The 22,802-nt window shown below is 61.6% G+C and carries 21 protein-coding genes; 10 read left to right on the forward strand and 11 right to left on the reverse strand.

What is annotated here, in order from left to right; translation table 11 throughout:
- The first annotated feature begins 3 nt into the window (after positions 1-3).
- Genes TRM7557_RS17455 through TRM7557_RS17480 form a run of 6 tightly spaced genes read left to right on the forward strand, consistent with a single transcriptional unit; the run spans position 4 to position 6,857 of the window.
- Complete coding sequence (locus tag TRM7557_RS17455; RefSeq protein ID WP_058291484.1) at positions 4-660, forward strand: phage tail tape measure protein; 657 nt, start codon at positions 4-6, stop codon at positions 658-660.
- A gap of 37 nt (positions 661-697) precedes the next feature.
- Positions 698-1,330, forward strand: a complete 633-nt coding sequence (locus TRM7557_RS17460) for a DUF2460 domain-containing protein (protein WP_058291485.1) — start codon at positions 698-700, stop codon at positions 1,328-1,330.
- Positions 1,330-2,211, forward strand: coding sequence for a DUF2163 domain-containing protein (locus tag TRM7557_RS17465; RefSeq protein WP_058291486.1), 882 nt, complete (start codon positions 1,330-1,332; stop codon positions 2,209-2,211). The genes TRM7557_RS17460 and TRM7557_RS17465 overlap by 1 nt, the downstream gene beginning before the upstream one ends.
- Positions 2,208-2,630 (forward strand): NlpC/P60 family protein, encoded by a 423-nt coding sequence (locus tag TRM7557_RS17470; protein WP_058291487.1) that lies wholly within the window; start codon positions 2,208-2,210, stop codon positions 2,628-2,630. The genes TRM7557_RS17465 and TRM7557_RS17470 overlap by 4 nt, the downstream gene beginning before the upstream one ends.
- A 4-nt stretch (positions 2,631-2,634) precedes the next feature.
- On the forward strand, positions 2,635-6,543 hold the full coding sequence (locus TRM7557_RS17475; RefSeq protein WP_058291488.1) for a baseplate multidomain protein megatron: 3,909 nt from the start codon (positions 2,635-2,637) through the stop codon (positions 6,541-6,543).
- Positions 6,543-6,857, forward strand: a complete 315-nt coding sequence (locus TRM7557_RS17480) for a DUF7742 family protein (protein WP_058291489.1) — start codon at positions 6,543-6,545, stop codon at positions 6,855-6,857. The genes TRM7557_RS17475 and TRM7557_RS17480 overlap by 1 nt, the downstream gene beginning before the upstream one ends.
- 40 nt (positions 6,858-6,897) lie before the next feature.
- On the opposite strand, the gene TRM7557_RS17485 is transcribed toward TRM7557_RS17480, so the two are convergent.
- On the reverse strand, positions 6,898-7,104 hold the full coding sequence (locus TRM7557_RS17485) for a cold-shock protein (protein WP_058291490.1): 207 nt from the start codon (positions 7,102-7,104) through the stop codon (positions 6,898-6,900).
- 424 nt (positions 7,105-7,528) lie between these two features.
- Between TRM7557_RS17485 and cysE the strand changes: the two genes are divergently transcribed.
- Entirely contained in the window at positions 7,529-8,338 is an 810-nt protein-coding gene (cysE, locus tag TRM7557_RS17490; protein WP_058291491.1) for a serine O-acetyltransferase, read from the forward strand.
- Between the two features lie 66 nt (positions 8,339-8,404).
- Here the strand turns inward: cysE and TRM7557_RS17495 are convergent, their stop codons facing one another.
- The 6 genes from TRM7557_RS17495 to TRM7557_RS17520 all read right to left on the reverse strand — a co-directional run bounded on the left by TRM7557_RS17495 (position 8,405) and on the right by TRM7557_RS17520 (position 16,121).
- Positions 8,405-10,165: a methyl-accepting chemotaxis protein gene (locus TRM7557_RS17495; RefSeq protein ID WP_058291492.1), complete on the reverse strand. Its 1,761-nt coding sequence runs from the start codon at positions 10,163-10,165 to the stop codon at positions 8,405-8,407.
- Between the two features lie 268 nt (positions 10,166-10,433).
- Positions 10,434-11,738 carry a pyruvate dehydrogenase complex dihydrolipoamide acetyltransferase gene (locus tag TRM7557_RS17500; protein ID WP_058291493.1) on the reverse strand — a complete coding sequence of 435 codons (1,305 nt, stop codon included), beginning with the start codon at positions 11,736-11,738 and terminating at the stop codon, positions 10,434-10,436.
- Between the two features lie 12 nt (positions 11,739-11,750).
- Positions 11,751-13,124 carry a pyruvate dehydrogenase complex E1 component subunit beta gene (locus TRM7557_RS17505; RefSeq protein WP_058291494.1) on the reverse strand — a complete coding sequence of 458 codons (1,374 nt, stop codon included), beginning with the start codon at positions 13,122-13,124 and terminating at the stop codon, positions 11,751-11,753.
- A 22-nt stretch (positions 13,125-13,146) separates the two neighbouring features.
- On the reverse strand, positions 13,147-14,136 hold the full coding sequence (gene pdhA, locus TRM7557_RS17510) for a pyruvate dehydrogenase (acetyl-transferring) E1 component subunit alpha (protein WP_058291495.1): 990 nt from the start codon (positions 14,134-14,136) through the stop codon (positions 13,147-13,149).
- 164 nt (positions 14,137-14,300) lie between these two features.
- Positions 14,301-14,600, reverse strand: a complete 300-nt coding sequence (locus TRM7557_RS17515) for an FtsB family cell division protein (protein WP_058291642.1) — start codon at positions 14,598-14,600, stop codon at positions 14,301-14,303.
- A 330-nt stretch (positions 14,601-14,930) separates the two neighbouring features.
- Positions 14,931-16,121, reverse strand: coding sequence for a phosphoglycerate kinase (locus tag TRM7557_RS17520; protein WP_058291496.1), 1,191 nt, complete (start codon positions 16,119-16,121; stop codon positions 14,931-14,933).
- Between the two features lie 166 nt (positions 16,122-16,287).
- Between TRM7557_RS17520 and TRM7557_RS17525 the strand changes: the two genes are divergently transcribed.
- The 3 genes from TRM7557_RS17525 to TRM7557_RS17535 all read left to right on the forward strand — a co-directional run bounded on the left by TRM7557_RS17525 (position 16,288) and on the right by TRM7557_RS17535 (position 18,817).
- On the forward strand, positions 16,288-16,794 hold the full coding sequence (locus tag TRM7557_RS17525; RefSeq protein ID WP_058291497.1) for a peptidylprolyl isomerase: 507 nt from the start codon (positions 16,288-16,290) through the stop codon (positions 16,792-16,794).
- Positions 16,787-17,368: a peptidylprolyl isomerase gene (locus tag TRM7557_RS17530; protein ID WP_058291498.1), complete on the forward strand. Its 582-nt coding sequence runs from the start codon at positions 16,787-16,789 to the stop codon at positions 17,366-17,368. Before TRM7557_RS17525 ends, TRM7557_RS17530 begins: the two co-directional genes overlap by 8 nt.
- Before the next feature lie 177 nt (positions 17,369-17,545).
- The gene (locus TRM7557_RS17535) at positions 17,546-18,817 is read left to right on the forward strand and encodes a VPLPA-CTERM sorting domain-containing protein (RefSeq protein WP_058291499.1); all 1,272 of its coding nucleotides are present in this window, start codon (positions 17,546-17,548) and stop codon (positions 18,815-18,817) included.
- A gap of 208 nt (positions 18,818-19,025) precedes the next feature.
- Here the strand turns inward: TRM7557_RS17535 and TRM7557_RS17540 are convergent, their stop codons facing one another.
- From TRM7557_RS17540 to TRM7557_RS17555, 4 genes are all read right to left on the reverse strand, one after another.
- Positions 19,026-19,526, reverse strand: coding sequence for a bactofilin family protein (locus tag TRM7557_RS17540; RefSeq protein WP_058291500.1), 501 nt, complete (start codon positions 19,524-19,526; stop codon positions 19,026-19,028).
- A complete protein-coding gene (locus TRM7557_RS17545) occupies positions 19,516-20,847 on the reverse strand; it encodes a DUF5930 domain-containing protein (protein ID WP_058291501.1) in 1,332 nt (443 codons plus the stop codon). Before TRM7557_RS17545 ends, TRM7557_RS17540 begins: the two co-directional genes overlap by 11 nt.
- Positions 20,848-21,049: 202 nt before the next feature.
- Entirely contained in the window at positions 21,050-21,880 is an 831-nt protein-coding gene (locus TRM7557_RS17550) for a ferritin-like domain-containing protein (RefSeq protein WP_058291502.1), read from the reverse strand.
- A gap of 418 nt (positions 21,881-22,298) precedes the next feature.
- A complete protein-coding gene (locus tag TRM7557_RS17555; protein ID WP_058291503.1) occupies positions 22,299-22,760 on the reverse strand; it encodes a peroxiredoxin in 462 nt (153 codons plus the stop codon).
- Between the last annotated feature and the right edge of the window lie 42 nt (positions 22,761-22,802).

Raw genomic sequence — 22,802 nt, forward strand, 5'->3', positions numbered from 1 at the left:
CCCATGGAAGAAGCAGATTTTTCGGCCCTTGATGCGGAAAGCGGATCGCTCGGCGATGCGCTGGGGACTGCCGCCGGAATGGCTGCGAGTTTCCGCGCAGAGCTGAGCCATCTGTCGCGCGGACTGGCCAGCACAAGCCAGGGCGCGGGGCGTCTGGAACGGGGGCTGAGCCGGGGGCTGAGCCGGGCTTTCACCGATCTGGTGGTCGACGGCGATGGTCTGTCGGATGTGCTCGAAGGGCTGGGCCGGTCGATGATCCGAAGCACCTATAACGCCGCCATTCGCCCGGTGGCGGATCAGGCCGGCAGCGCCCTTGCGAGCGGGCTGTCGGGGCTGGTGGGGGCGGTCCTGCCTTTTGCCGATGGGGCGGCGTTTTCGGCCGGGCGCGTTGTGCCCTTTGCCCGTGGTGGGGTGGTGAATGGCCCGACCCATTTCCCGATGCGCGGCGGTGTTGGGCTGATGGGCGAAGCCGGACCAGAGGCGATCATGCCGCTGGTGCGCGGCGCGGATGGTGCGCTTGGCGTGCGGTCGTCGGGCGGCGCGGCGCCAACCGTAGTGATGAATATCACGACCCCGGATGTGGCAGGATTTGCCCGCGCGCGTGGACAGATCGCCAACCAGATGAGCCGCGCCCTGTCGCGTGGCAACCGCAACCGCTGATCCCGGCGGTGGCGCCTGAATGAAAGAGGGCAAGCCTATGAATTTTCACGAAATCCGATTCCCTGAAACCCTGTCATTTGGATCTGTCGGCGGCCCCGAACGGCGCACCGATGTGGTCACGCTGGCCAATGGCCACGAGGAGCGCAATGCGCCCTGGGCCCATGCGCGCCGCCGCTATGATGCGGGGCTGGGGCTGCGGTCGCTGGACGATATTGCGGCCCTCATCGCGTTTTTTGAGGCCCGTCAGGGCCGGCTGTTTGGGTTTCGCTGGAAGGATTGGTCGGATTTTCGCAGCTGTCTGCCCTCGGGTCAGATCAGCTTTGAGGATCAGGTCATTGGTCTGGGCGATGGCGCGGCAACCGGATTTCAGCTGACCAAGACCTACCGGTCGGGGGCGCAGTCCTATGGCCGTCCGATTTCCAAACCTGTGGCAAGCACGGTTCAGGTCGGGATCGAACAGGAGATCCTGCAAGAGGGCGTGGATTATACGCTGGATGCCGCGACCGGCGTGGTGGAGCTGTCTTACGCGCCGGAAATCGGTCAGCGCGTGGTGGCGGGGTTTGAATTTGACGTGCCGGTGCGGTTTGACACCGACCGGATCCAGACCTCGGTGGCGTCTTTTCAGGCCGGTGAAGCGCCGAATGTGCCGGTGGTTGAGGTGCGGGTCTGATGGCAGAGCTTGACACAGCGCTGCAGGCGCATCTGGACAGTGGGGCCACAACGCTGGCGCGGGCCTGGGCGGTGACGCGGCGCGATGGGGTGACCTATGGGTTTACCGATCATGATTGCGACCTCAGCTTTGACGGCGTGACCTTTCGGGCAGGCACCGGCCTGACCGCGCGGGTGCTGGCGCAAAGCACAGGGCTGTCGGTCGACAACACCGAAGCGCTGGGTGCGCTGACGTCCTCTGCGGTGACAGAGGCCGATATTGACGCGGGCCGCTTTGATGGCGCCGAGGTGCTGGCCTGGCTGGTGAACTGGCAGGATGTCCGCCAGCGGGTGGTTCTGTTTCGGGGCAGTTTTGGCGAAATTCGCCGCAGCAATGGGGCCTTTGAGGCCGAACTGCGCGGGCTGACCGAGGCGCTGAACCGGCCGCTGGGGCGGATTTATCAGAAGGGCTGCACCGCCGTTCTGGGCGATGGAGCCTGCCGGTTTGATCTGAATACAACCGGCTATGCCGTTGAAACCCCATTTGAAATCATTGATGGCGACCGGCTGGAATTTGCCGCGCTAGCGGGGTTTGCCGAAGGCTGGTTCGCCCATGGCCGCCTTGAGGTGCTAAGCGGCGCGGGCGCGGGGCTTTGGGCGGCGGTCAAAGGCGACCGGGGCAGCAGCCCCCGCGTGCTGGACCTGTGGGCGCCGCTGCCGGCGTCTGTGCTGCCGGGGGATCTGCTGCGCCTGACGGCGGGCTGTGACAAACGGTTGGAAAGCTGCCGGTTGAAGTTCGACAATATTTTGAACTTTCAGGGTTTTCCGGACATTCCGGGCGAAGACTGGATGGTGGCGGTGCCCAAGTCCTCGGGGCGCAATGACGGCGGGAGCCTCAGATGAACGCGGTGGTGGAGGAGGCACGGCTGTGGCTGGGCACGCCCTATCGCCATCAGGGCGCGGTGCGCGGGGCGGGCTGTGACTGTTTGGGCCTGATCCGCGGCATTTGGCGCGCGCGCTATGGGGCAGAGCCGGAAGCCGTGCCCCCCTACAGCCGTGACTGGGCCGAACGGGGCGGCGAAGAACACCTGTGGCGCGCGGCGCTGCGCCATATGGCGCCGGGCACGGGCGCGGCCGGCGATGTTTTGCTGTTTCGGATGCGCAGGGGCGCGGTGGCAAAACACCTTGGTATCCAGTCCGACGACGGGCGGTTTATCCACGCAATGAGCGGTCAGGGCGTGGTGGAAAGCGCGCTGACCCCGCTGTGGCGGGCCCGGATTGTGGCGCGCTTTTCGTTTCCGTTGAATGGCTTAGGGAGTTAACTTCATGGCAACCATTGTGCTTGCAGCAGCGGGGTCTGCAATTGGCGGAGCGATCGGGGGAACCGTGGCGGGCCTGTCTGCGGCGGTGATTGGCCGCGCGGTGGGCGCGACGCTGGGCCGGGTGATCGATGCGCGCCTCATGGGGGGATCGGACGCGGTTGAAACCGGCCGCGTGGACCGGTTCCGCCTAACCCAGGGCAGCGAAGGCGAACCGGTGGCGCGGGTCTTTGGCCGCATGCGCATTGGCGGGCAGGTGATCTGGGCCAGCGATTTTCAGGAAACCCGCTCCACCACCCGGCAAGGCGGCAAAGGCAGCGCGCCGGGGCAGGATGTGACCTCTTACAGTTACACGGTGTCGCTGGCGGTGGCCTTATGCGAAGGGGAGATCACCCGTGTCGCCCGTGTCTGGGCGGATGGTGAGGAACTGGACCTGAGCAGTATTGCCATGACCACCTACCGTGGCAGCGCCGATCAGCTGCCCGATCCGCTGATCGAAGCCATTGAGGGCGCGGGTCAGGTGCCCGCCTATCGCGGCACCGCCTATGTGGTGTTTGAAGATCTGCCGCTGGGTCCGTTTGGCAATCGGGTGCCGCAGCTGTCCTTCGAGGTGCTGCGCGCAGAGGACACCGACAGCGGAACCCATGATGCGGATCTGGCGCAGATCGTCGAAGGCGTGGCGCTGATGCCGGGCACCGGGGAATATGCGCTTGCGGCCTCGCCTGTTTACATGAACCGGGGGCCGGGGGATGCACAGGCGGTGAACCTGTCGTCGGCGTCTGGTGGCAGCGATCTGCAGGCCTCGCTCGCGGCGCTGGAGGAAGAGCTGCCCAAGGCGCGCGCGGTGTCGCTGGTGGTCAGCTGGTTTGGCGATGATCTGCGCTGCGGCGACTGTCGCCTGCGGCCAAAGGTGGAACAGAAGCTGGCCGATGGATCGATGCCCTGGGAGGTGTCGGGCCTGACGCGGGCGGCGGCGCTTAAGGTGGCTGTGACTTCGGATGGGGACGAAGACGCCCCGGTCTATGGCGGCACCCCTGCGGATGCGGCGGTGGTCGAGGCGATCCGCGACATCCGCGACCGGGGCCAGCGGGTGATGTTCTACCCCTTTATTCTGATGGAGCAGCTGGCGGGCAATACGCTGCCCAACCCCTGGACGGGCGCGGAGGGCCAGCCGGTGCTGCCCTGGCGCGGGCGGATCACCACGTCCCTCGCGCCGGGGGTGGCGGGGTCGCCTGATGGCACCGCGCTGGCTGATGCAGAGGTCGCGGCGTTTCTGGGCACGGTTCAGGCCAGTGATTTCACCGTTTCGGATGGCACGGTGTCCTATACGGGCCCGGAGGAATGGAGCTTTTCGCGGTTCATTCTGCACTATGCGGCGCTCTGTGCGGCGGCGGGGGGCGTTGATGCGTTCTGCGTCGGCTCTGAACTGCGCGGGCTGACCCAGATCCGGGGCGCGGCTGGCTTTCCCATGGTGGCGGGCCTGCGGGCGCTCGCCGGTGAAGTGCGCGCGCTTTTAGGGCCAGATTGCGATCTGGGCTATGCGGCGGACTGGTCGGAATACTGGGGCTACCAAAGCCCCGAGGGCGACCGGTACTTCCACCTTGATCCCCTGTGGGCGGATGCGGAGATCGATTTCATTGGCATCGACAACTACATGCCGCTGAGCGACTGGCGCGAGGGCGAGGATCATCTGGACGCCGCTGCGGCGGATGCGATTTACGAGCTGGCGTATCTGCAATCCGGCATCGAAGGCGGCGAGGGCTTTGACTGGTTCTACCCCAGCCCAGAGGCCCGCGACGCGCAACGCCGCGAACCCATCACCGACGCCGCGCACGGGGAGCCGTGGATCTGGCGGTACAAAGACCTGCGCAGTTGGTGGGGATTGGAACATCACGAACGCATTGGCGGCATCCGGCAGGAGATGCCCACCGCATGGCAACCCGAAAGCAAGCCGATCTGGTTCACGGAACTGGGGTGTGCTGCGATTGACAAGGGCACCAACCAGCCAAATGTGTTTCTGGACCCAAAAAGCTCAGAGAGCTTTTTGCCATATTATTCAAACGGTTTGCGCGACGACCTGTTGCAGCAGCAATACTTGCGCGCGCAGCTGACCTATTGGTCGGACGACGCGCGCAATCCGGTGTCAGCCGTCTATGACGCGCCAATGCTGGATCTGTCGAACGCCTATGTCTGGGCCTGGGACGCGCGCCCCTATCCGGCTTTTCCGACGCGCGGCGATCTGTGGAGTGATGGCCCGAATTACCTGCGCGGCCATTGGCTGAACGGGCGCGTCGGGCAGCGCACGCTGGCTTCGGTCGTGGCGGAAATCTGCGCCGATGCGGGGCTGCGCGACATTGATGTCAGCGATCTGTGGGGCGTGGTGCGGGGCTATGGGCTGCGCGATGTGGACAGCGCGCGCGCCGCGCTGCAGCCGCTGATGCTGCGCCACGGGTTTGACACCATCGAACGCACGGGCCAGCTGGTGTTTCGCCCACACAAGGGCCTGGGCGCGGTGGATCTGGTCGAGGACCAAATGGCCGAGCACGAAGACCTTGAGGGCCGAATTGAACGGCTGCGCGACTCCGAGGCCGAGCTGTCGGGGCGGGTGCGCGTCAGTTTTGTTGAAGCAGGCGGTGATTTCGCAGTGCAAAGCGAAGAAGCCGTGCTGCCGGATGAAGCCACCCATGCGATCAGCCACTCGGATCTGCCCATGGCGCTGACCCGCGGCGAGGGCCGCCAAGTGGTGCATCGCTGGCTGGCAGAGGCTCGCGTCGGCCGGGACCGGATGCGCTTTGCCCTACCACCGTCGAAGCTGGGCCTTGGGGCCGGGGATATTGTGGCGGTAGATGGCGCGTCCTATAGGATCGATCGCGTAGACCTGGGCGCGGGCCAGCTGATTGAGGCTCAGCGGATCGAGGCCGGCGTTTATGACCCGGCGACCATGCCCGAAGACATGGCCGAGACACAGGCTTTTGCGGCGCCTTTGCCGGTTCTGCCGCTGTTTTTGGACCTGCCGCTGATCACCGGGGATGAGGTCGACCATGCCCCGCATCTGGCGGTGACGGCGGCCAGCTGGCCGGGCACGGTGGCGGTCTATGGCGCCGATCTGGGCGCGGAATTTGCGCTGGAAGAGATCATTGCGACGCGGGCAACACTGGGCCAGACGCTGGGCGATCTGCCCTCTGCGCCTGCGGGGCGCTGGGATCTGGGTGCGGATCTGGAGGTCCAGCTGATTGCCGGCGCGCTGGAGACGCTGGAGCCGGGCGCGGTTCTGGCGGGCGGCAATCGTCTGGCCATTGGCGATGGCAGCCCGGAAAACTGGGAGATTCTGCAGTTCCAGGAGGCAGAGCTGATCGGCCCCAATCGTTACCTGCTGCGCAACCGGCTGCGGGGGCAATATGGCACCGACGGGCTGATGCCCGAGGTCTGGCCTGCGGGGTCTTACGTGGTGCTGCTGGATGATCGGGTTGGCCAGATTGATCTGGCCGCCAGCCAGCGCCGTGTGGCGCGCAATTGGCGGATTGGCCCGGCGCGGCGGAGCTTTGAGGATCCGTCGTATGTGGCGATCGAAGCCGCGTTCGAGGGCGCGGGCCTGCGCCCCTATGCGCCTGCGCATCTGGCGGTTGATGGGGCGCTGGGGGGCGCGATGCAGTTCGACTGGATCCGCCGCACCCGCATTGACGGCGACGACTGGACCGCGCCCGAGGTGCCCTTGGGCGAGGAAAGCGAAAGCTATCTGCTGCGGGTGATCTCGGGCAGCACGGTGCTGCGCGAAGAAATTCTGACCACGGCGGCGTGGACCTATGACCCTGCCGCACAGAGCGCGGATGGGGTGGTGCCGGGCGACCGGGTGGAGGTGGCGCAGCTGTCGCGACGCTTTGGCGCGGGGCTTTTTGCTGCGGTGGCGCTGGTCTGATGCGCAGGCCGGTGCTGCCAAATGACATCATCACCTGCGCCCGCGCGCTGCTGGCCTGTCGGGCCGAAAAACGGGGGGCGCGGGCCAGAACCATTGCCCAAGGCGCGCGGCGGGCGGGCCGGTATGCGCAAGTGACCGGTCGTCTGCATCCGCGCTGGGGCGACGGATCGCTGGATGCCGCGGCGCGTCGGTTTGCGCTGGCTCCGGAGCCGTTCTGGGATGATCCAGAGTACATCGCCTGTCTTCAAACGGCCTTGGCGGTCGTTCAGCAGCAGCTGCCCAAGCGCATCATAGAAAAAGCCCCGGAAGCCTGAGGCATCCGGGGCTTCTGTAATCCTGACGGATCGGGGTCGATTATTCGACCACCAGATCCACTGCGGATTCGCGACCATCGCGGCCTTCACGCAGTTCGAAACTGACGGCTTGGCCATCGGCCAGACCGGTCAGGCCGGAACGCTCAACTGCAGAGATGTGCACGAATACATCGTTGGGGCGGCCTTCAACTTCAATGAAACCAAAGCCTTTTGTGGTGTTGAACCATTTCACGGTGCCTTTGGGCATGGTGGAAACTCCTGTCTTTCCGTAGTCCGTTGTGCCTGCCGCGGGACGCGGCGGAGCGCTATGTTCGCCGCCCGCGGTCGGGCCGGCCTGCAGCGTCGCGTCGAAAGCTGGTCTTAAGGAACAGGGTTTCGATGGTCAGATTGCAAGAGAATTGGTGGCACAGGTCTGGATCAAAACCAACAAAAATCGGAACTTTCTTTTGGGCAGGCGTTCTTAGCCCACGTTGATGTAACGTTCTGCCGCAAAATCGGCGCTTGTAGCGTCCGCAGACCTGACGTAAAGGGCAGGGCTTGCAGCGATCGAAAACTGCAATACATGCCATCACAGGATTGCGTTTGGCGAATGTGCACTTAGATGGGTAAGATGGGACTTACCGAGCGCAGCGACCCATAAATGTGGCGCGACGAGAGAAAGGGATAGCCCGATGCTGGACACGCATAAAGCTGTACGGAAGATCGACCCGGTCTGGGGTCAGATCACCGAAGAAGCCGAAGAAGCCGTTCACAAGCAGCCCCTGATGGGGGGGCTCATTCATTCCTGTATTCTGCACCATAAATCGCTGGACCGCGCGCTGAGCTATCGGATTTCGGCCAAGCTGTGTTCCAATGAAATGTCGATGGTGATCCTGCGCGAGATCGTCGATGCGGCCTATGAGGCCGCGCCCGATCTGGTTGAGGCCGCGCGCAGCGATCTGGTCGCGGTTTATGAACGCGATCCGGCCTGCCACCGTCTGCTGCAGCCGATCCTGTATTTCAAAGGCTATCAGGCCGTACAGGCCTATCGTGTTGGCCATTACCTGTGGGAACAGGGCGATTATGATCTGGCCTATTTCTTCCAGATGCGCGTCTCTGAAATCTTTGGCGTCGATATTCACCCGGCCGCAAAGATCGGCAAGGGCATTATGATCGACCACGCCCATTCCATTGTGATCGGCGAAACCGCCGTGGTGGGCGACAATGTGTCGATGCTGCATTCGGTGACGCTGGGCGGCACCGGCAAGGAAGAAGAAGACCGCCATCCGAAGATCGGCAATGGCGTGCTGATTGGCGCAGGCGCCAAGGTGCTGGGCAATATCAAAGTGGGCGATTGTTCGCGAATTGCGGCTGGGTCCGTGGTGCTGCAGGAAATCCCGCCGTGCAAGACCGTGGCCGGTGTGCCTGCAAAAATCGTCGGTGAGGCGGGCTGTGATCAGCCCTCGGTGTCGATGATCCAGGTGCTGGGCAAAGACGACTGAGCCGCAAAGACTGTTTCAATTCAAAAACACTCCGCCAGCGAACTGGCGGGGTGTTTTTTTTGATAATCACGCCGCGTCGCGGGTGTCGTCGATGCTGTGCGGGACTGCGTCGCCAAAGCTGAACTCCCCGACCAGCGCATTGAGCGACCCGGCATCGCCGCGCAGGGCCTCCACATCACTGACCTGACCCTGCAGGATCGTGGCATTGTTGCTGGTGGTCTGACCCAGCTCGCTCAGATCGCCGGTGAGCTGCGAAAGCTTCTGGCTGTCATGGGCAAAACTGGCGGCAGAGGCCTCGATCCGGCTGGAAATCTCGCCGAGAGAGGCAATGACATGGGTCAGCGCCGCGCCGGTGTTGTTGACCTCTTCAACGCCGTTCTGGATATGCGAGGTGGCATTGGTGATCAGCGCTTTGACCTCGGTGGCGGCGTCCGTCGTGCGCTGCGCTAGCGCCCGCACCTCGGAGGCGACAACGGCAAAGCCCGCACCGGCCTGACCGGCCCGCGCGGCCTCAACCCCTGCGTTCAGCGCCAGGAGGTTGGTCTGGAAGGCGATGTCGTCAATGACGGCAATAATGGTTTCAATTTTGCCGGCGCTTTCCTCGATCTCGGTCATGGCGGCGATGGCTTTTTCCACCACCTGTTCATTGTCGCGCGCATCCGTCACCGCGCGATGGGCGAGGTCATTGACATGGGTTGCGCCTTCGGCCGCGGCACTGACCGAGGCGGTCAGCTGGGTTAATGCGCCCGAGATCTGTTCGAGCGTTTCAGACTGGCTTTGAATACGGTCATTGAGGTTCCCGGCACCGCTTTCAATATTGGAAGATCGCGTCAGGATTTGACCCGCTGTGCCCAGCACCTTGTCCATCGCCTGCGCAATGGAGGCGATGGCAGAGTTGAAATCCGCCCGCAGCGGTTCGTAGGTGCCAGACAGACGGTGTTCGATCCGGGCCGACAGGTTCTGATCTGCCAGTTGCCCCAGTCCGGTGCGCAGAAGATCAATCGCATGGGCAAGCTCTGTCTGGTCGGCTTCGCGCTGCTGGCTGGCCTGTTGGCCGGTGCGCAGGGTGTCCTGCAGGGTGAGGATGCGTCGCGCCATACGGCCCAGTTCGTCGCGTCGGGACGACAGGGAAAGGCGGGTGTCATATTTGCCGCTGTCGATGCGTTCCAGCGCCTTGACCAGCTGCGCCATGGGATTGCCAAGCGAGCGTTTCAGAATGGCAAAGCAGATCCCGAGCGAGACCACCATCAGCCCCAATGCGATCAGCGCGTCCCGGATCAGCGCCCCGGTGACCTTGGCCTGCACCGGGGCAGGATCCCAGACCATGACCAGAACGCCGCGAATTTTGCCCTTTTTGGAGGTCACCGGCTGCACCAGCGAGAACCCATCCGCAGAGGCGTAGAATTCACCGGTTTCCAGGGCTTTGGCGGCCTCGGCCTCGAGCGTGGCTTTGGCACTGTCATCAAGCGTGCCCAGATCGGCCATGACCACACCATCGGATTTGATCACCTTGGTCCAGGCAAAGCTGTCGCCCGCGCGGTCTATGACATAGTTCAGGCGTTTTTCCACGGTGCCGGAAAAGCCGAGCTTCAGCGGCTGTTCCACCTGCGTGGCGGCAAGGTTTGTCAGTTCCAGCTGGAGGGTGCGCAGCGCATCCATGGACTGCACCTCGAGCCGCCCACCGGCCAAAATGCCAATGGGAAGGGCCACAATAAGAGAGAAGAGGGAAACCAGCGCCGCGATGCGGATGTTCATCGAAGCAAAGAACTCTTTCGACGTCACAGCAGAGACCCCAGGGGCAACCTGTTTGGGCTTGGATGTCGACATGTTGGATCCTGTATGTCGGGAGGGAGAAGAACTTTCGCCTCCCGTTTAGGATGTGAAGCTTTGCGAAAGGTAAATCCGCGTCTACGCAAAAGGCGAAAACTGCGGCCTTCAATAAAGATTTACAAAACTGTCACATTTGGACCCGTGGTCCCTTGGCGCAGCAGACGTCACCGCGGCCGGGGCGGTTGTGGGCGGCCAAAAAAAGAGGCCGGGATGATCCCGGCCTCCTTTCAACATTGATAAATAGACCCGTTCAGGGGCTGCCGGATCAGGCGAGCATCACCATCGGGTTTTCGAGGTTCTCGACAATTGCCTTCAGCAGATCTGCCCCCAGCGCGCCGTCGATGACACGGTGGTCGACGGACATGGTCACGCTCATCACGGTGGCGACGGTCAGTTCGCCATCCTCGCCCACAACCGGTTTCTTGACGCCAGAGCCGACGGCCAGAATACCGGCGTGCGGCGGGTTCACAATCGCGTCAAAGTTGTCGATGCCGAACATGCCGAGGTTGGAGATCGCGAAAGACCCGCCCTGGTATTCATGCGGCGCGAGCTTGCGGTCGCGGGCGCGTTTGGCCAGGTCTTTCATTTCCGCCGACAGCGCCGACAGCGATTTCAGGTCGCTGTCCTGCAGAACCGGGGTGAACAGGCCGCCCTCGATCGCGACGGCCACGGCCACATCCGAGGATTTCATCTTCAGCACCCGGTCGCCAGCCCAAACGGCATTGGCATCCGGCACCGCCTGCAGCGCCAGCGCCACCGCTTTGATGATGAAGTCATTGACCGACAGCTTCACGCCGCGCGGCTCCAGCTGCTTGTTCAGCTGCGAGCGGAACTTCAGCAGCGCGTCGAGCTTGATGTCGCGGCGCAGGTAGAAATGCGGGATGGTCTGCTTGGCCTCGGTCAGGCGGGCAGCGATGGTCTTGCGCATACCGTCGAGGGTGACTTCCTCGTAGTCGCGACCTTCGTACATCTTGGCAACCATATCGGCGGAAGGACCCGCAGGCGCGGCAGCGGCAGCTGCCGAGGCAGGTGCTGCGGCTTTCGGGGCCTCTTTCGGGGCGGCAGTTGCGTTTTCCACATCGACCTTGATGATGCGACCCTTGGGGCCGGAGCCTTTGATCGCGGAGAGGTCCAGACCCTTCTGCGCCGCAATGCGACGGGCGAGGGGGGAGGCAAAGATGCGCGACCCATCGGCCGCTGCCGGGGCGGCAGGCGCAGGCGCCGCCGCAGGGGCGGAAGCTGCCGCTTCAACGGCCGCAGGGGCCGCCTCAGCCGCAGCTGCGGCAGGCGCCGCGGTGGCACCTGTTGCGATGTCGTCGGCGCTTTCGCCGTCTTCCAAGAGGACCGCGATCAGGGAGTTGACTTTCACCCCTTCGGAGCCTTCGGGCACAACGATCTTGCCAACAACACCTTCGTCCACGGCTTCAAACTCCATGGTGGCTTTGTCGGTCTCAATCTCGGCAATCAGGTCGCCAGAGGAGACGGTGTCGCCTTCCTTGACGAGCCATTTGGCAAGGGTGCCCTCTTCCATCGTGGGCGAGAGGGCGGGCATGAGGACTTCAATAGGCATCAGGTCGCTTCCTTACCGGTAGGTCACTTGTTTAACGGCGGCGATCACTTCGTCGGTGGTGATCAGCGCGTGCTTTTCGAGGTTTGCGGCGTAAGGCATCGGCACGTCCTTGCCGGTGCAGACCGCAACCGGCGCATCCAGATAGTCAAACGCCTGTTGCATGACCTCGGAGGCGATGTAGGAGCCAACAGAGCCCTGCGGCCAGCCTTCTTCCACGGTCACCAGACGGTTGGTCTTCATCACCGATTTGATCACGGTCGGCAGGTCCATCGGGCGCAGGGTGCGCAGGTCGATGACCTCGGCGGAGATACCCTCTTCGGCGAGCTTGTCTGCCGCTTCGAGCGCATATTGCATGCCAATGCCGAAGGAGACGATGGTCACATCCTCACCGGCGCGCCAAATCTTTGCCTTGCCGAACGGCACGGTGTAATCATCCAGCTTCGGCACCTCGAACGAACGACCATACAGGATCTCGTTTTCGAGGAAGATCACCGGGTTGTTGTCGCGGATCGCGGTCTTCATCAGACCTTTGGCATCCGCCGCAGAGTAAGGCATTGCCACCTTCAAGCCGGGGATCTGCATGTACCAGGCGGCGTAGTCCTGAGAGTGCTGCGCGGCCACGCGGGCGGCAGCACCGTTGGGGCCACGGAAGACCATGGGCGCGCCCATCTGGCCGCCGGACATATAAAGCGTCTTCGCGGCAGAGTTGATGATCTGGTCAATCGCCTGCATGGCGAAGTTGAAGGTCATGAACTCCACAATCGGGCGCAGACCGCCAAAGGCCGCGCCGGTTGCGATGCCGGCAAAGCCGTGCTCGGTGATCGGGGTGTCGATCACGCGCTTGGAGCCGAACTCGTCCAGAAGGCCCTGGGAGATCTTGTAAGCGCCTTGGTATTCGGCGACTTCTTCCCCCATCAGGAAGACGTTTTCGTCACCGCGCATCTCTTCCGCCATAGCGTCGCGCAGGGCTTCGCGGACGGTGGTGGTGACCATTTCGGTGCCTGCGGGGTAGTCGGGGCTTTCGTCCACGACCGGCATGTCCGGGGCGGCGGCAGCAGCGGCGGGCGCTGTGGGCGCCGCAGGTGTCCCGGCGGCCGGCGCTTCCTCTGCGGCGGCAGGCGCGGCAGCGGCGTCATAGGTTTCGCCCTCTTCGACCAGCACGGCGATGGGGGTGTTTACTTTGACCCCTTCCGATCCTTCGGGGATCAGGATCGCGCCAACAATGCCTTCGTCCACGGCTTCAAATTCCATGGTGGCTTTGTCGGTTTCAATCTCGGCCATGATGTCGCCGGAGTTGACGGTGTCGCCTTCTTTGACCAGCCATTTGGCCAGCGTGCCTTCCTCCATGGTGGGGGACAGGGCGGGCATCAGAATTTCGGTTGCCATTGTCGTCTTTTCCCTTGTCAGATCAGGCGTAAATGTCGGTCCACAGCTCTTCCAGAGCCGGTTCCGGGCTGGTTTTGGCGAACTCGGCGCTTTCGTTGACGATCTCTTTGATCTCTTTGTCGATCGCTTTGAGGTCGTCTTCGGTGGCGTGTTTGCCGGTCAGCAGCATGTCGCGGACCTGTTCGATCGGATCACGTTCGTCGCGCATTTTCTGCACTTCGTCGCGGGTCCGGTATTTTGCCGGGTCAGACATGGAGTGGCCGCGGTAGCGGTAGGTCTTGACCTCGAGGATGTAGGGGCCTTTGCCTGCGCGGCAGTGGGCCACGGCGCGTTCGCCGGCTTCTTTGACAGAAAGGACGTTCATGCCGTCCACTTCTTCGCCTTTGATGCCATAGGCTTCGCCGCGCTTCCACAGCGCCGGGGATTTGGTCGACCGGGCGACCGAGGTGCCCATGGCGTATTGGTTGTTCTCGATGACGAAAACCACCGGCAGCTCCCAGAGCTGGGCCATGTTGTAGGTCTCGTAGACCTGACCCTGGTTTGCAGCACCGTCCCCAAAGTAGGCGAAGGTCACGCGGCCGTTGCCTTTGTATTTGTCGGCAAAAGCCAGACCGGCACCCAGCGGCACCTGCGCGCCCACGATGCCGTGGCCGCCGTAGAAATGCTTCTCCTTGGAGAACATGTGCATGGAGCCGCCTTTGCCTTTCGACAGGCCGCCCTCGCGACCGGTCAGTTCGGCCATGACGCCATTGGGGTCCATGCCGCAGGCCAGCATGTGGCCGTGGTCGCGGTAAGAGGTGATGCGTTTGTCACCCTCTTCGGCTGCGGCCTCGAGGCCAACAACAACAGCTTCCTGACCGATGTACAGGTGGCAGAAGCCGCCAATCAGACCCATACCATAGAGCTGACCCGCTTTTTCTTCGAATCGGCGGATAAGAAGCATTTCACGGTAGTACTCTGTGAGTTCCTCGGCAGAAACGTTTGGTTTCTGAGCGCTTTTTCTCGTAGCCATAGCGGCGGGCTCCCCCTTCAGGCCAAATAGTTTAGTGTTAAACTATCTTCTAAATCATTTTCTCGCCGCTGGCGAGACCTAATGTGACGCAAGGTTCAACACGCAAAAAAGCGCGCGTGAAAAATCACGACACGCTTTGTAAAAAGGCGATCTGTTGTGAAGATTTAGTGAATGACGATCTCATCGGCGCGGGCCAGCCCCAGTACCGAACGGGCCTGTTCGTCCAGCAGGTCCAGATCAAGATAGCTGTCCGACAGCCGGTGGGTCAGGTTTTCCATCTCGGCGATTTCATCGCGCAGGCGCTGAAGGTCTGCCATCAGAAGATCCGCTTCGGCCTGAATTTCCACGCGCCGGAATAAGCCAAAGTCGCCCTGAACGGCGGCAAAGGTGAAATACGCGCTGAGCAGGAAAGCGATCGCAAAGAACAAGATCGTGCCAAGGGAGGGTGTGGTGCTGCGTGTCACGTGCAAGCTGCCTGTGTTTGCCACCGCTGGGCGCACCTCAACTGTAAGGTGGATCATCGGGGGCGAGGTTAAAAGTCTGCTCAAGGTCTCGAACGAGCCGATTTGTTCGGCTTCTGTTAAGATGATGCCACAGCAACAGCGATGTGGGTATACCTAAAATTGTCTTCAAAGGGTGTTTAATTGCGGAAATCGACGGGGAAAATTCCCCAATGTTAACGCATTGTTAACCTTCGCGCCGCGGGAGGTGCGAAAACGCCCGACACTCAATCTATTCGAGTGCCGGGCGTCGCTTGGTCGTGAGGGGCCCTGGGGGGCGTGGGCAATCGGGTCTTAGCCTTGCAGCGCCGCGACGCCGGGCAGGGTTTTGCCCTCCATCCACTCCAGGAAGGCACCGCCAGCGGTGGAGATATAGGTGAAGGCCTCTGCAGCGCCGGCCTGGTTCAGCGCCGCGACGGTGTCACCGCCCCCCGCAACCGAAATCAGAGACCCCGCTTTGGTCAGCTCAGCCGCTTTTTGGGCCGCTGCATTGGTGGCGGCGTCAAAAGGCGTGATCTCAAAGGCGCCCATCGGACCGTTCCAGATCAGGGTTTTGCATTCCGCCAGTGTCTCGGACACCACGGCCACGGTTGCAGGCCCTGCATCCAGGATCATGGCGTCAGACGGGCAGGCGTCTGCGGCGACGGTTTCATTTGCGGCATTGGCTGCAAACTCGCGCGCCACAACGACGTCGGTGGGCAGGATGATCTTGCAGCCTTCGGTGTCGGCCTTGGCCATGATCTCGCGGGCGGTGTCGGCCATCTCGTGTTCACAGAGCGATTTGCCCACGTCGATGCCTTGGGCTGCGAGGAAGGTGTTGGCCATGCCGCCGCCAATGACCAGACGGTCCACTTTGCCGACCAGATTGCCCAGAAGGTCCAGCTTGGTCGACACTTTGGCGCCGCCAACAACGGCGACCACGGGGCGTTCGGGTTCGCCTAGTGCGCTTTCCAGCGCCGACAGCTCTGCCTGCATCAGACGACCTGCACAGGCGGGCAGTTTTTTGGCCAGACCTTCGGTCGAGGCATGGGCGCGGTGGGCGGCAGAGAACGCATCGTTGCAGTAGATGTCACCCAGCGCCGCCATCTCGGTTGCGAGGGCGTCGTCGTTTTTCTCTTCCCCGGCATGAAAGCGGGTGTTTTCGGCCAGCAGAACCGAACCTTCGGGCAGGGCGGCAACCGCAGCCTCTGCCGCCGGGCCGCGGCAGTCGGCGACAAAGACCACGGGCGCGCCAAGCGCGGCTTCGAGTGCAGGCACCAGCGGAGCCAGCGACATGTCCGCGACCACTTTGCCTTTGGGGCGGCCAAAATGGGCCAGCAGCACCGGCTTGCCGCCTTGGGCGAGGATGTCTTTGAGGGTGGGCACAATGCGCTGGATGCGGGTGTCATCGGTGACGCGACCGTCTTCCATTGGCACGTTAATATCGACGCGAGTCAGGACCGTTTTGCCTGCCAATTCCATATCGTCGAGTGTTTTCCAGCTCATCGCGAAACTCCATGTCATCGGCCGCGTCTTGTGCAGCCGCAGAAAATATCATCCGTTGTCTCGGCGGTTTTGGGCCATAGGTCAATGGGCTTGTGGCGATCTATGCTTGGCAATCTGAGGGATCTTCCTTAGGTATCTGCCCAATATCTAATGACAGGAGGGCCCTATGGCCGAGATCAAGGATCCCGAAAACACCATTATCGTTGAACTGAAGGACGGCAATGTCGTCATCGAGCTGCTGCCCGACGTGGCGCCGATGCACTGTGATCGGATGAAAGAGCTTGCCCGTGAAGGCCAGTACGACAACGTCGCCTTCCACCGTGTGATCGACGGTTTCATGGCGCAGACCGGCGACGTGCAGCATGGCGATATGGAAGACGGGTTCAACATCCGCATGGCGGGCACCGGTGGCTCTGACAAAAAAGACCTGCCGGCCGAATTCTCTGGCGTGCCCCACGACCGTGGCACCCTGGGTGCGGCGCGCTCTGCCAACCCGAACTCTGCGAATTCTCAGTTCTTCATCAACTTCAAAGACAACCACTTCCTGAACCGTCAGTACACCGTGTACGGCCGTGTGATCGAAGGCATGGAGCACGTCGATGCGATCACCCGTGGTGAGCCGCCTGCGAGCCCGGACCGCATGATCTCTGTCAAAGTGGCTGCTGATGCGTAAGGCGCTGGCAGCTCTGGCCCTGCTTGCCGCAGGGCCCGCTTTTGTTGTGCTGGGTGGCGCACCTGCTGGTGCGACTGGTCTGGAGATCCAGGTCGAGGGCGAGGGCGCCAATGGCACCATCAAGATCGACCTGCTGGAAGAGGTTGCACCGAAACATGTTGAGCAGATCACCGCGCTGGCGGCCGATGGCAAATATGACGGTGTGGTCTTTCACCGGGTGATCGATGGCTTTATGGCGCAGACGGGCGACGTGCAGTTTGGCCGTCTGGGTCAGGACATGCGCCGCGCGGGCATGGGCGGATCTGAGCTGGGCGATATTGACGCCGAGTTCTCGGATCTGCCGTTTGAACGTGGCGTTGTGGGCATGGCGCGCTCTGCCAACCTGAACTCTGCCAATTCGCAGTTCTTCATCATGTTTGAACCCGGTTATTTCCTGAACGGTCAATACACCGTTGTGGGCACCGTGACCGAGGGCATGGATGTGGTGGATGCGATCAAGAAGGGCTCTTCTGCGCGCAATGGCGCAATTGTCGGCCAGCCCGACGCGATGACCAAGGTCACCGTCACCGAGTGATCGCTTTGACATTGGTAAATTAGAAAGGGGCTGCCTATTTGGGCGGCCTCTTTTTTCGGCGCGTTCGATTTTACGCTGGTTTTCAGCCGATTTGTTCTTCTCCCTGCATCGTGTCGCTAAGGTTTTATCGAATTTTGGTCGAACGATTGTGATGTTTGTTTTGAGGGAGATTTACCAATGCAACGTCTATTTGTGTCTACGGCGATTGGTGCGTTGAGTTTAATGGTCACAGGTACTGCGCATGCGGATTGTGATGCCGTGACCGGCATTGCCGAATGGCAGTCTGTTACCTGCGATAGCACCAGTGTATTCGATGGCCCCGATGCGGTTGAAACGCGTGGGATAAGCGCTGAGAATGATGATATCTTCGTGCGGGTTACTCCTGGTGCTGTGATCAACACCCAGCAGTCCGGATCGAGCGCAATTGACCTTTCGGACAGTACGGGCGGGTTTGTGGAAAACGAGGGCGAAATACTTGCCGGGAGTCAGGGCATACAAGGCGGGTCCGTTTATGTTTTTAATTCGGGGGACATTGCCGCCGTAGAGCAGGCTATCCAGGCGAATGAGAGCGCGGCAGGCGTCTACAACAGCCAAAATTCGACAATTCAATCATCGACCAATAACGCAATCGAGGCTGAGGGATATGTGACTCTGGAAAACAGAGGGGCGGTTTTGGGGTTCGGCGGCGTGATTCAGGCTGAGGGCGCCGACATAGAAAACTATGGGCTGATCGAAAGCACGCAAACTGTTGAGGATCTTTCCTCAGGCCCTGCGATAGAGACACAAGATGCCATCAATCTTGACCATGGTAGAATCTACAACGAAGGAACCATCACTTCGACCACTGGATCCGCAATTGATATCGGTGCTGGTGTGTACTCAACACGGGTCCTCAACGAATTTGGGCTTATATCTGGCACAATTGGTATCGCAACTGATGCGGAGAACACTGCTCAGCAAGAAGTTGAGAATATCTTTGGCACCATCGCCGGTACTTCGGGCACCGCTCTTTCTTTGGGGCGGGGGGCTGATTGGTTGTTCCTCGTCGGCGGATCCATAATTGGCGATGTCGATATGGGGCAGGACGACGATTTATTAACAATCTACAACTTGTCTGAATACACGTTGAGCGGTGCAAATGAGATATATTTTTTTGGCGGTGAGGGATACGATACTTTGTGGCTGCAAGAATTACCACATCGTCCATTTTCGGAGTTTGACATTCGAGCACAGGGCGAGGATCTCTATTCCCTGAACTATGGCGGGGAGAGTACCCTGTTCTTTGGCGGTTTTGAGAGCATTCGGCTTAACGAAGGTGAGTTCAGCTTTCACGATTTCGCCATGTCTTCGGTGCCAGTGCCTGGCGCAGGTTTTTTGTTGTTGGGAGCTTTGGGCGCTGTTGCGGGGTTAAAGCGCAAGAAACGACGGCTTCGGATGTTGTTATGCTAACCAAAAGAGGTCGTTCCCTTGCGTGCGCCTCGGCGTCTTGCCCCGCCCCATGATGTGATGTTTGCCTTTGCCTTTCATGCTTTCTGGCCGGATGGGACATGGATGCTGGGGCAATAAGGATGCCTGATACCGCTTTGCCGTTCATATAAAAACGCCGCCGATGCGATCTGCACCGGCGGCGTTTTTAATCTGTTTTACGGTGTGACGATTAGCCAGCAACCGCCGGTTTCGGCGCGGCTTTGCCCGGGTTCAGCGGGTCATCCTGACGCTGAACGGAGCCTTCAAAATGGGCGCCGGATTCAATCGCGATGGTCTTGTGAATGATGTCGCCTTCCACCCGTGCGGTGGAGGTCAGGCGGACTTTCAGACCACGGACGCGGCCCACGATGCGGCCGTTGATCACGACGTCATCAGCGGTCACTTCGCCTTTGATGGTTGCGCTTTCGCCGATGGTCAGCAGATGCGCGCGGATGTCACCTTCGACGGTGCCCTCGACCTGGATGTCACCAGAGGTCTTGATGTTGCCGGTGATGGTCAGATCAGAGCTGATCAGAGAGGCAGCAGGTTTTGCTTTGGGGGCCGCAGGCTTCGGAGCTGCGGCTTGTGCCGGTGCAGACTGGGCCGGAGCGGCCGGTGCAGGGGCAGGGGAGGTCGAGGTGGCGTCGGTTTGCTTCGGGCCGGGCTCGTTGATTTTGCTCTTAGAAAACATTTCTCGCAGCCTTGATATAGATCATGGGGTTTACGGGTTTTCCGCCGACCCTAATCTCGTAATGGAGATGGGGGCCAGTGGACCGTCCTGTGCTACCCATATCAGCAATATGCTGACCGCGCGAGACCCTTTGACCGGCCTTTACGCGGTTGTTTGTATTATGGGCATATCGGGTTTCAATCCCGAAATCGTGCTGGATGATTACAATGCGGCCGTAGCCGGATTGCCATCCGGAAAAAGTGACAACGCCATCGGCGGTTGCAAAGATATCTGTGCCGGTGGGGCCTGCCAGATCAATCCCTTTGTGCATCCGACGGCCACCCGTGATCGGGTGGCGGCGATAGTCAAAAGGGGAAGACAGGCGCGCCGCCCCGCGCACCACCGGTTCCGAGAAGGGCGCATGTTCGGCGGCCACCCGGTAGGTGTTCAGTTCGCGCATCTGCGACAGCAGCGCATTGGCGCGCTGTTCATCCGCGCTGGGGCCGTCTCCGCGGGTGGAAAAGGGCAGAGGTTCCAGCGGGCCACCGCCCTGACCGTTATAGCCCCGGCGCACCTGTTCCAGAATGCGATCCGGCGGCAGACCTGCATTGCGGAACATTTTGGTCAGCGGTTCAACCGAGACTTTCATCGCCTCTTCCAGCTGGCGGAAGATCTGGTCATTGCGCTGTTCGGTCAGGCGCAGCTCCAGTTCGAGCGCGTCGCGCTGTTCCAATGCGTCGCGGGCGTCGGTTAGGATCTGGTCGCGTTCCTCGGCGGTATCGCTAAGCGCCTCGGCCAGAAGTTCAAACTGTTTCGGGTCGCTCAGATGCGATTGGCCTGCGCCGTTTTCGGCGTTTTCAGCCTCCATCGCGGCGAGCTTATTGCGCAGACTGTCACGTTCCTTCAGGCGGTCGCGCAGGTTGGACTGCACGATCTCGAGCCCGGTTTCCAATTCGCGCAGGCGCGTTTCAGAGGCCAGAAGTTCCGACTGCATGACCGAGATCTGTTCAAGCGCGGCATTGAAGCGCCCCTGAGCGGCCAGCGCTTCGCTGGCGCGGGCGTCGCGTTCGTCGGAGATCTGGTTCAGGCGGCTGCGATAAATGGCTTGATCACGCTTGGCCTGCTCGCGGAAATTGCCAGAGCCAATGCTGTCCATCAGCACGATCGAGGTGGCGACAATGGACCAGGAGACAAACAGACCCGCGCCCAGAATGGCGGCAAACTGGCTTTCCGGGGTCAGTCGGATAAAGCGCGTGTCGCTGTCAGATTTGAGAAAAACCCGGCGTTCCGGAAGCTTGCGCTCCAGAAAGGCATGAATCTTGATTGCCAGTCCCCGTCGCAAAGTGCCCAGTCCCGTTCCTTGCCGTTGCCATAGTGCAGCCTGAGATGGGTCTTTTGCAGAATGCAACGTGCCCCGGCCTTGATTGGAACAGGAAATACGCGTTGTGTGTCCTTCGAGCAACCCTAATCGGTTCGCTCGGCTGTAAGTCTCTGGTTTAGCGGTAGGATCGGCGATTTCCCGCCGATCTGCGGTTGAGTGAGCCTCAGCGCGCGTAGGCGGGGGCCTCGCCATCGGCAAGCGGCCAGTAGAAGTCTGGCGGAAGCCCCGCGTCTGCGCGCTTTTCTTCATTAAACGGTGGTTTCAGCGCGCCGTGGAAATAATGGGTCACAAGGCGGTGGAATTCGGCCTTAGGGTCAAGGTTGTCGCGTCCACAGAGGAAGTTGAACCATTTGGAGCCATAGGCGACATGGCCGACCTCTTCGGCATAGATCAGCTCCAGCGCGGCGACAGCGTCCTTGTTGTCGGCGCGTTTGAAAATCTCGATCATGCCGGGGGTGACATCCAGCCCGCGCGCTTCAAGCACCATGGGGACCACGGCGAGGCGCCCCATCAGGTCATCCACCGTGTCTTCCGCCGCGCGCCACATGCCTGCATGAGCCGGCAGAGCACCGTATTGCGAGCCGAGCGCTTCGAGGCAGTCGCACATCAGGTTGAAATGCTTGCTTTCTTCGTCGGCCGATTTGACCCAGTCGTCGTAAAACCCCAGCGGCATCGGCACATCGGTGAAGCGCGCAATAATGTCCCAGTGCAGATCCACGGCGTTGAGTTCGATATGGGCCACCGCATGCAGGAGCGCAATGCGCCCCTGCGGGGAGCCGGGCTTGCGTTTGGGCACGTCGCGCGGGTTCAGAAGTGCGGGGCTCTCGGGGCGGGCGGGATGCAGCGGCGGTGTGGCAGAGCCGACCTCAATTGCGGCGGCGTCCCCGCTGCGCGACGCGCGCCATTCGGCGGCATATTGGCGCGACAGTGCGGTCTTTTGGCGGCCATCTGCGGTGGTCAGAACATCAGTGGCCATTTCGGCAAGGGTTTTCATCAGCCGCTCCGCGCGTTTGGGGGCAAGGGTTTGGAGGTGCCGGTTCGATAGTCAAAGGCGGCCGGGTTCGCAAGGCTTCTCTGGGGCCACGCGCGGTTCGGTCTGGGTCCGTTCTGGGTCTGGGCCGGGTCGGGGCCGGGTCTGGGGCTGGCGCCCCGCGCCTGCGGCGGGCGGGCGGGCGGGCGGGGCTCCCGCAGGGGCCAGCGGCATCATAGATGCCACAGGTCCCTTTTGGGCCAAGCGCCCTGCTGCGCAGGCCGCGTCACCGCAGAACTGTGACCTGAACAGAAGCCGCAAACGGTGCCGCAGCGCGCCCCCACGCGGGGGCGCGCTGCCATGCCCAACAGGCCAGGTCGCATCTTTGATGCGGGCGCAGCCGGCGGGAGCGCCCCGCCCGCCGCAGGCGCAGCGTCCGGGCTCAGAGCGCTTTTACAGCCTCGAGCACCTCATCCACATGGCCGGGCACTTTGACCTTGCGCCAGATCCGGGCGATTTTGCCTTCGGCGTCGATCAGGAATGTGGAGCGTTCGATGCCCATGCTTTTCTTGCCGTACATGTTCTTTTCGACCCAGGTGCCGTAGGCCTCGCAGACCGTGGTTTCGCCATCGGACACCAGCGGCACGGTCAGCCCGTGTTTGGCGATGAATTTTTCATGCTTTGCGACCGTGTCGCGGGAAATGCCCACAACTTCGGCCCCTGTGGCCTTAAATGCATCAAGCGCTTCGGAAAATCCGATGGATTCCTTGGTGCATCCCGGCGTATCATCACGCGGGTAAAAGAACAGGACAACCGCCTTGCCGCGCAGAGCAGACAAAGACAATTCCGTTCCGCCATCGCGCGGCAGGGTGAAATCAGGGGCGAGGTCTTGCGGTTCCAGCATGTTTGGTCTCTCCGGTGGTTATCTTGTTCTCCCGAAACGTAA

The sequence above is a fragment of the Tritonibacter multivorans genome (assembly GCF_001458415.1).
Lineage (GTDB): Bacteria > Pseudomonadota > Alphaproteobacteria > Rhodobacterales > Rhodobacteraceae > Epibacterium > Epibacterium multivorans.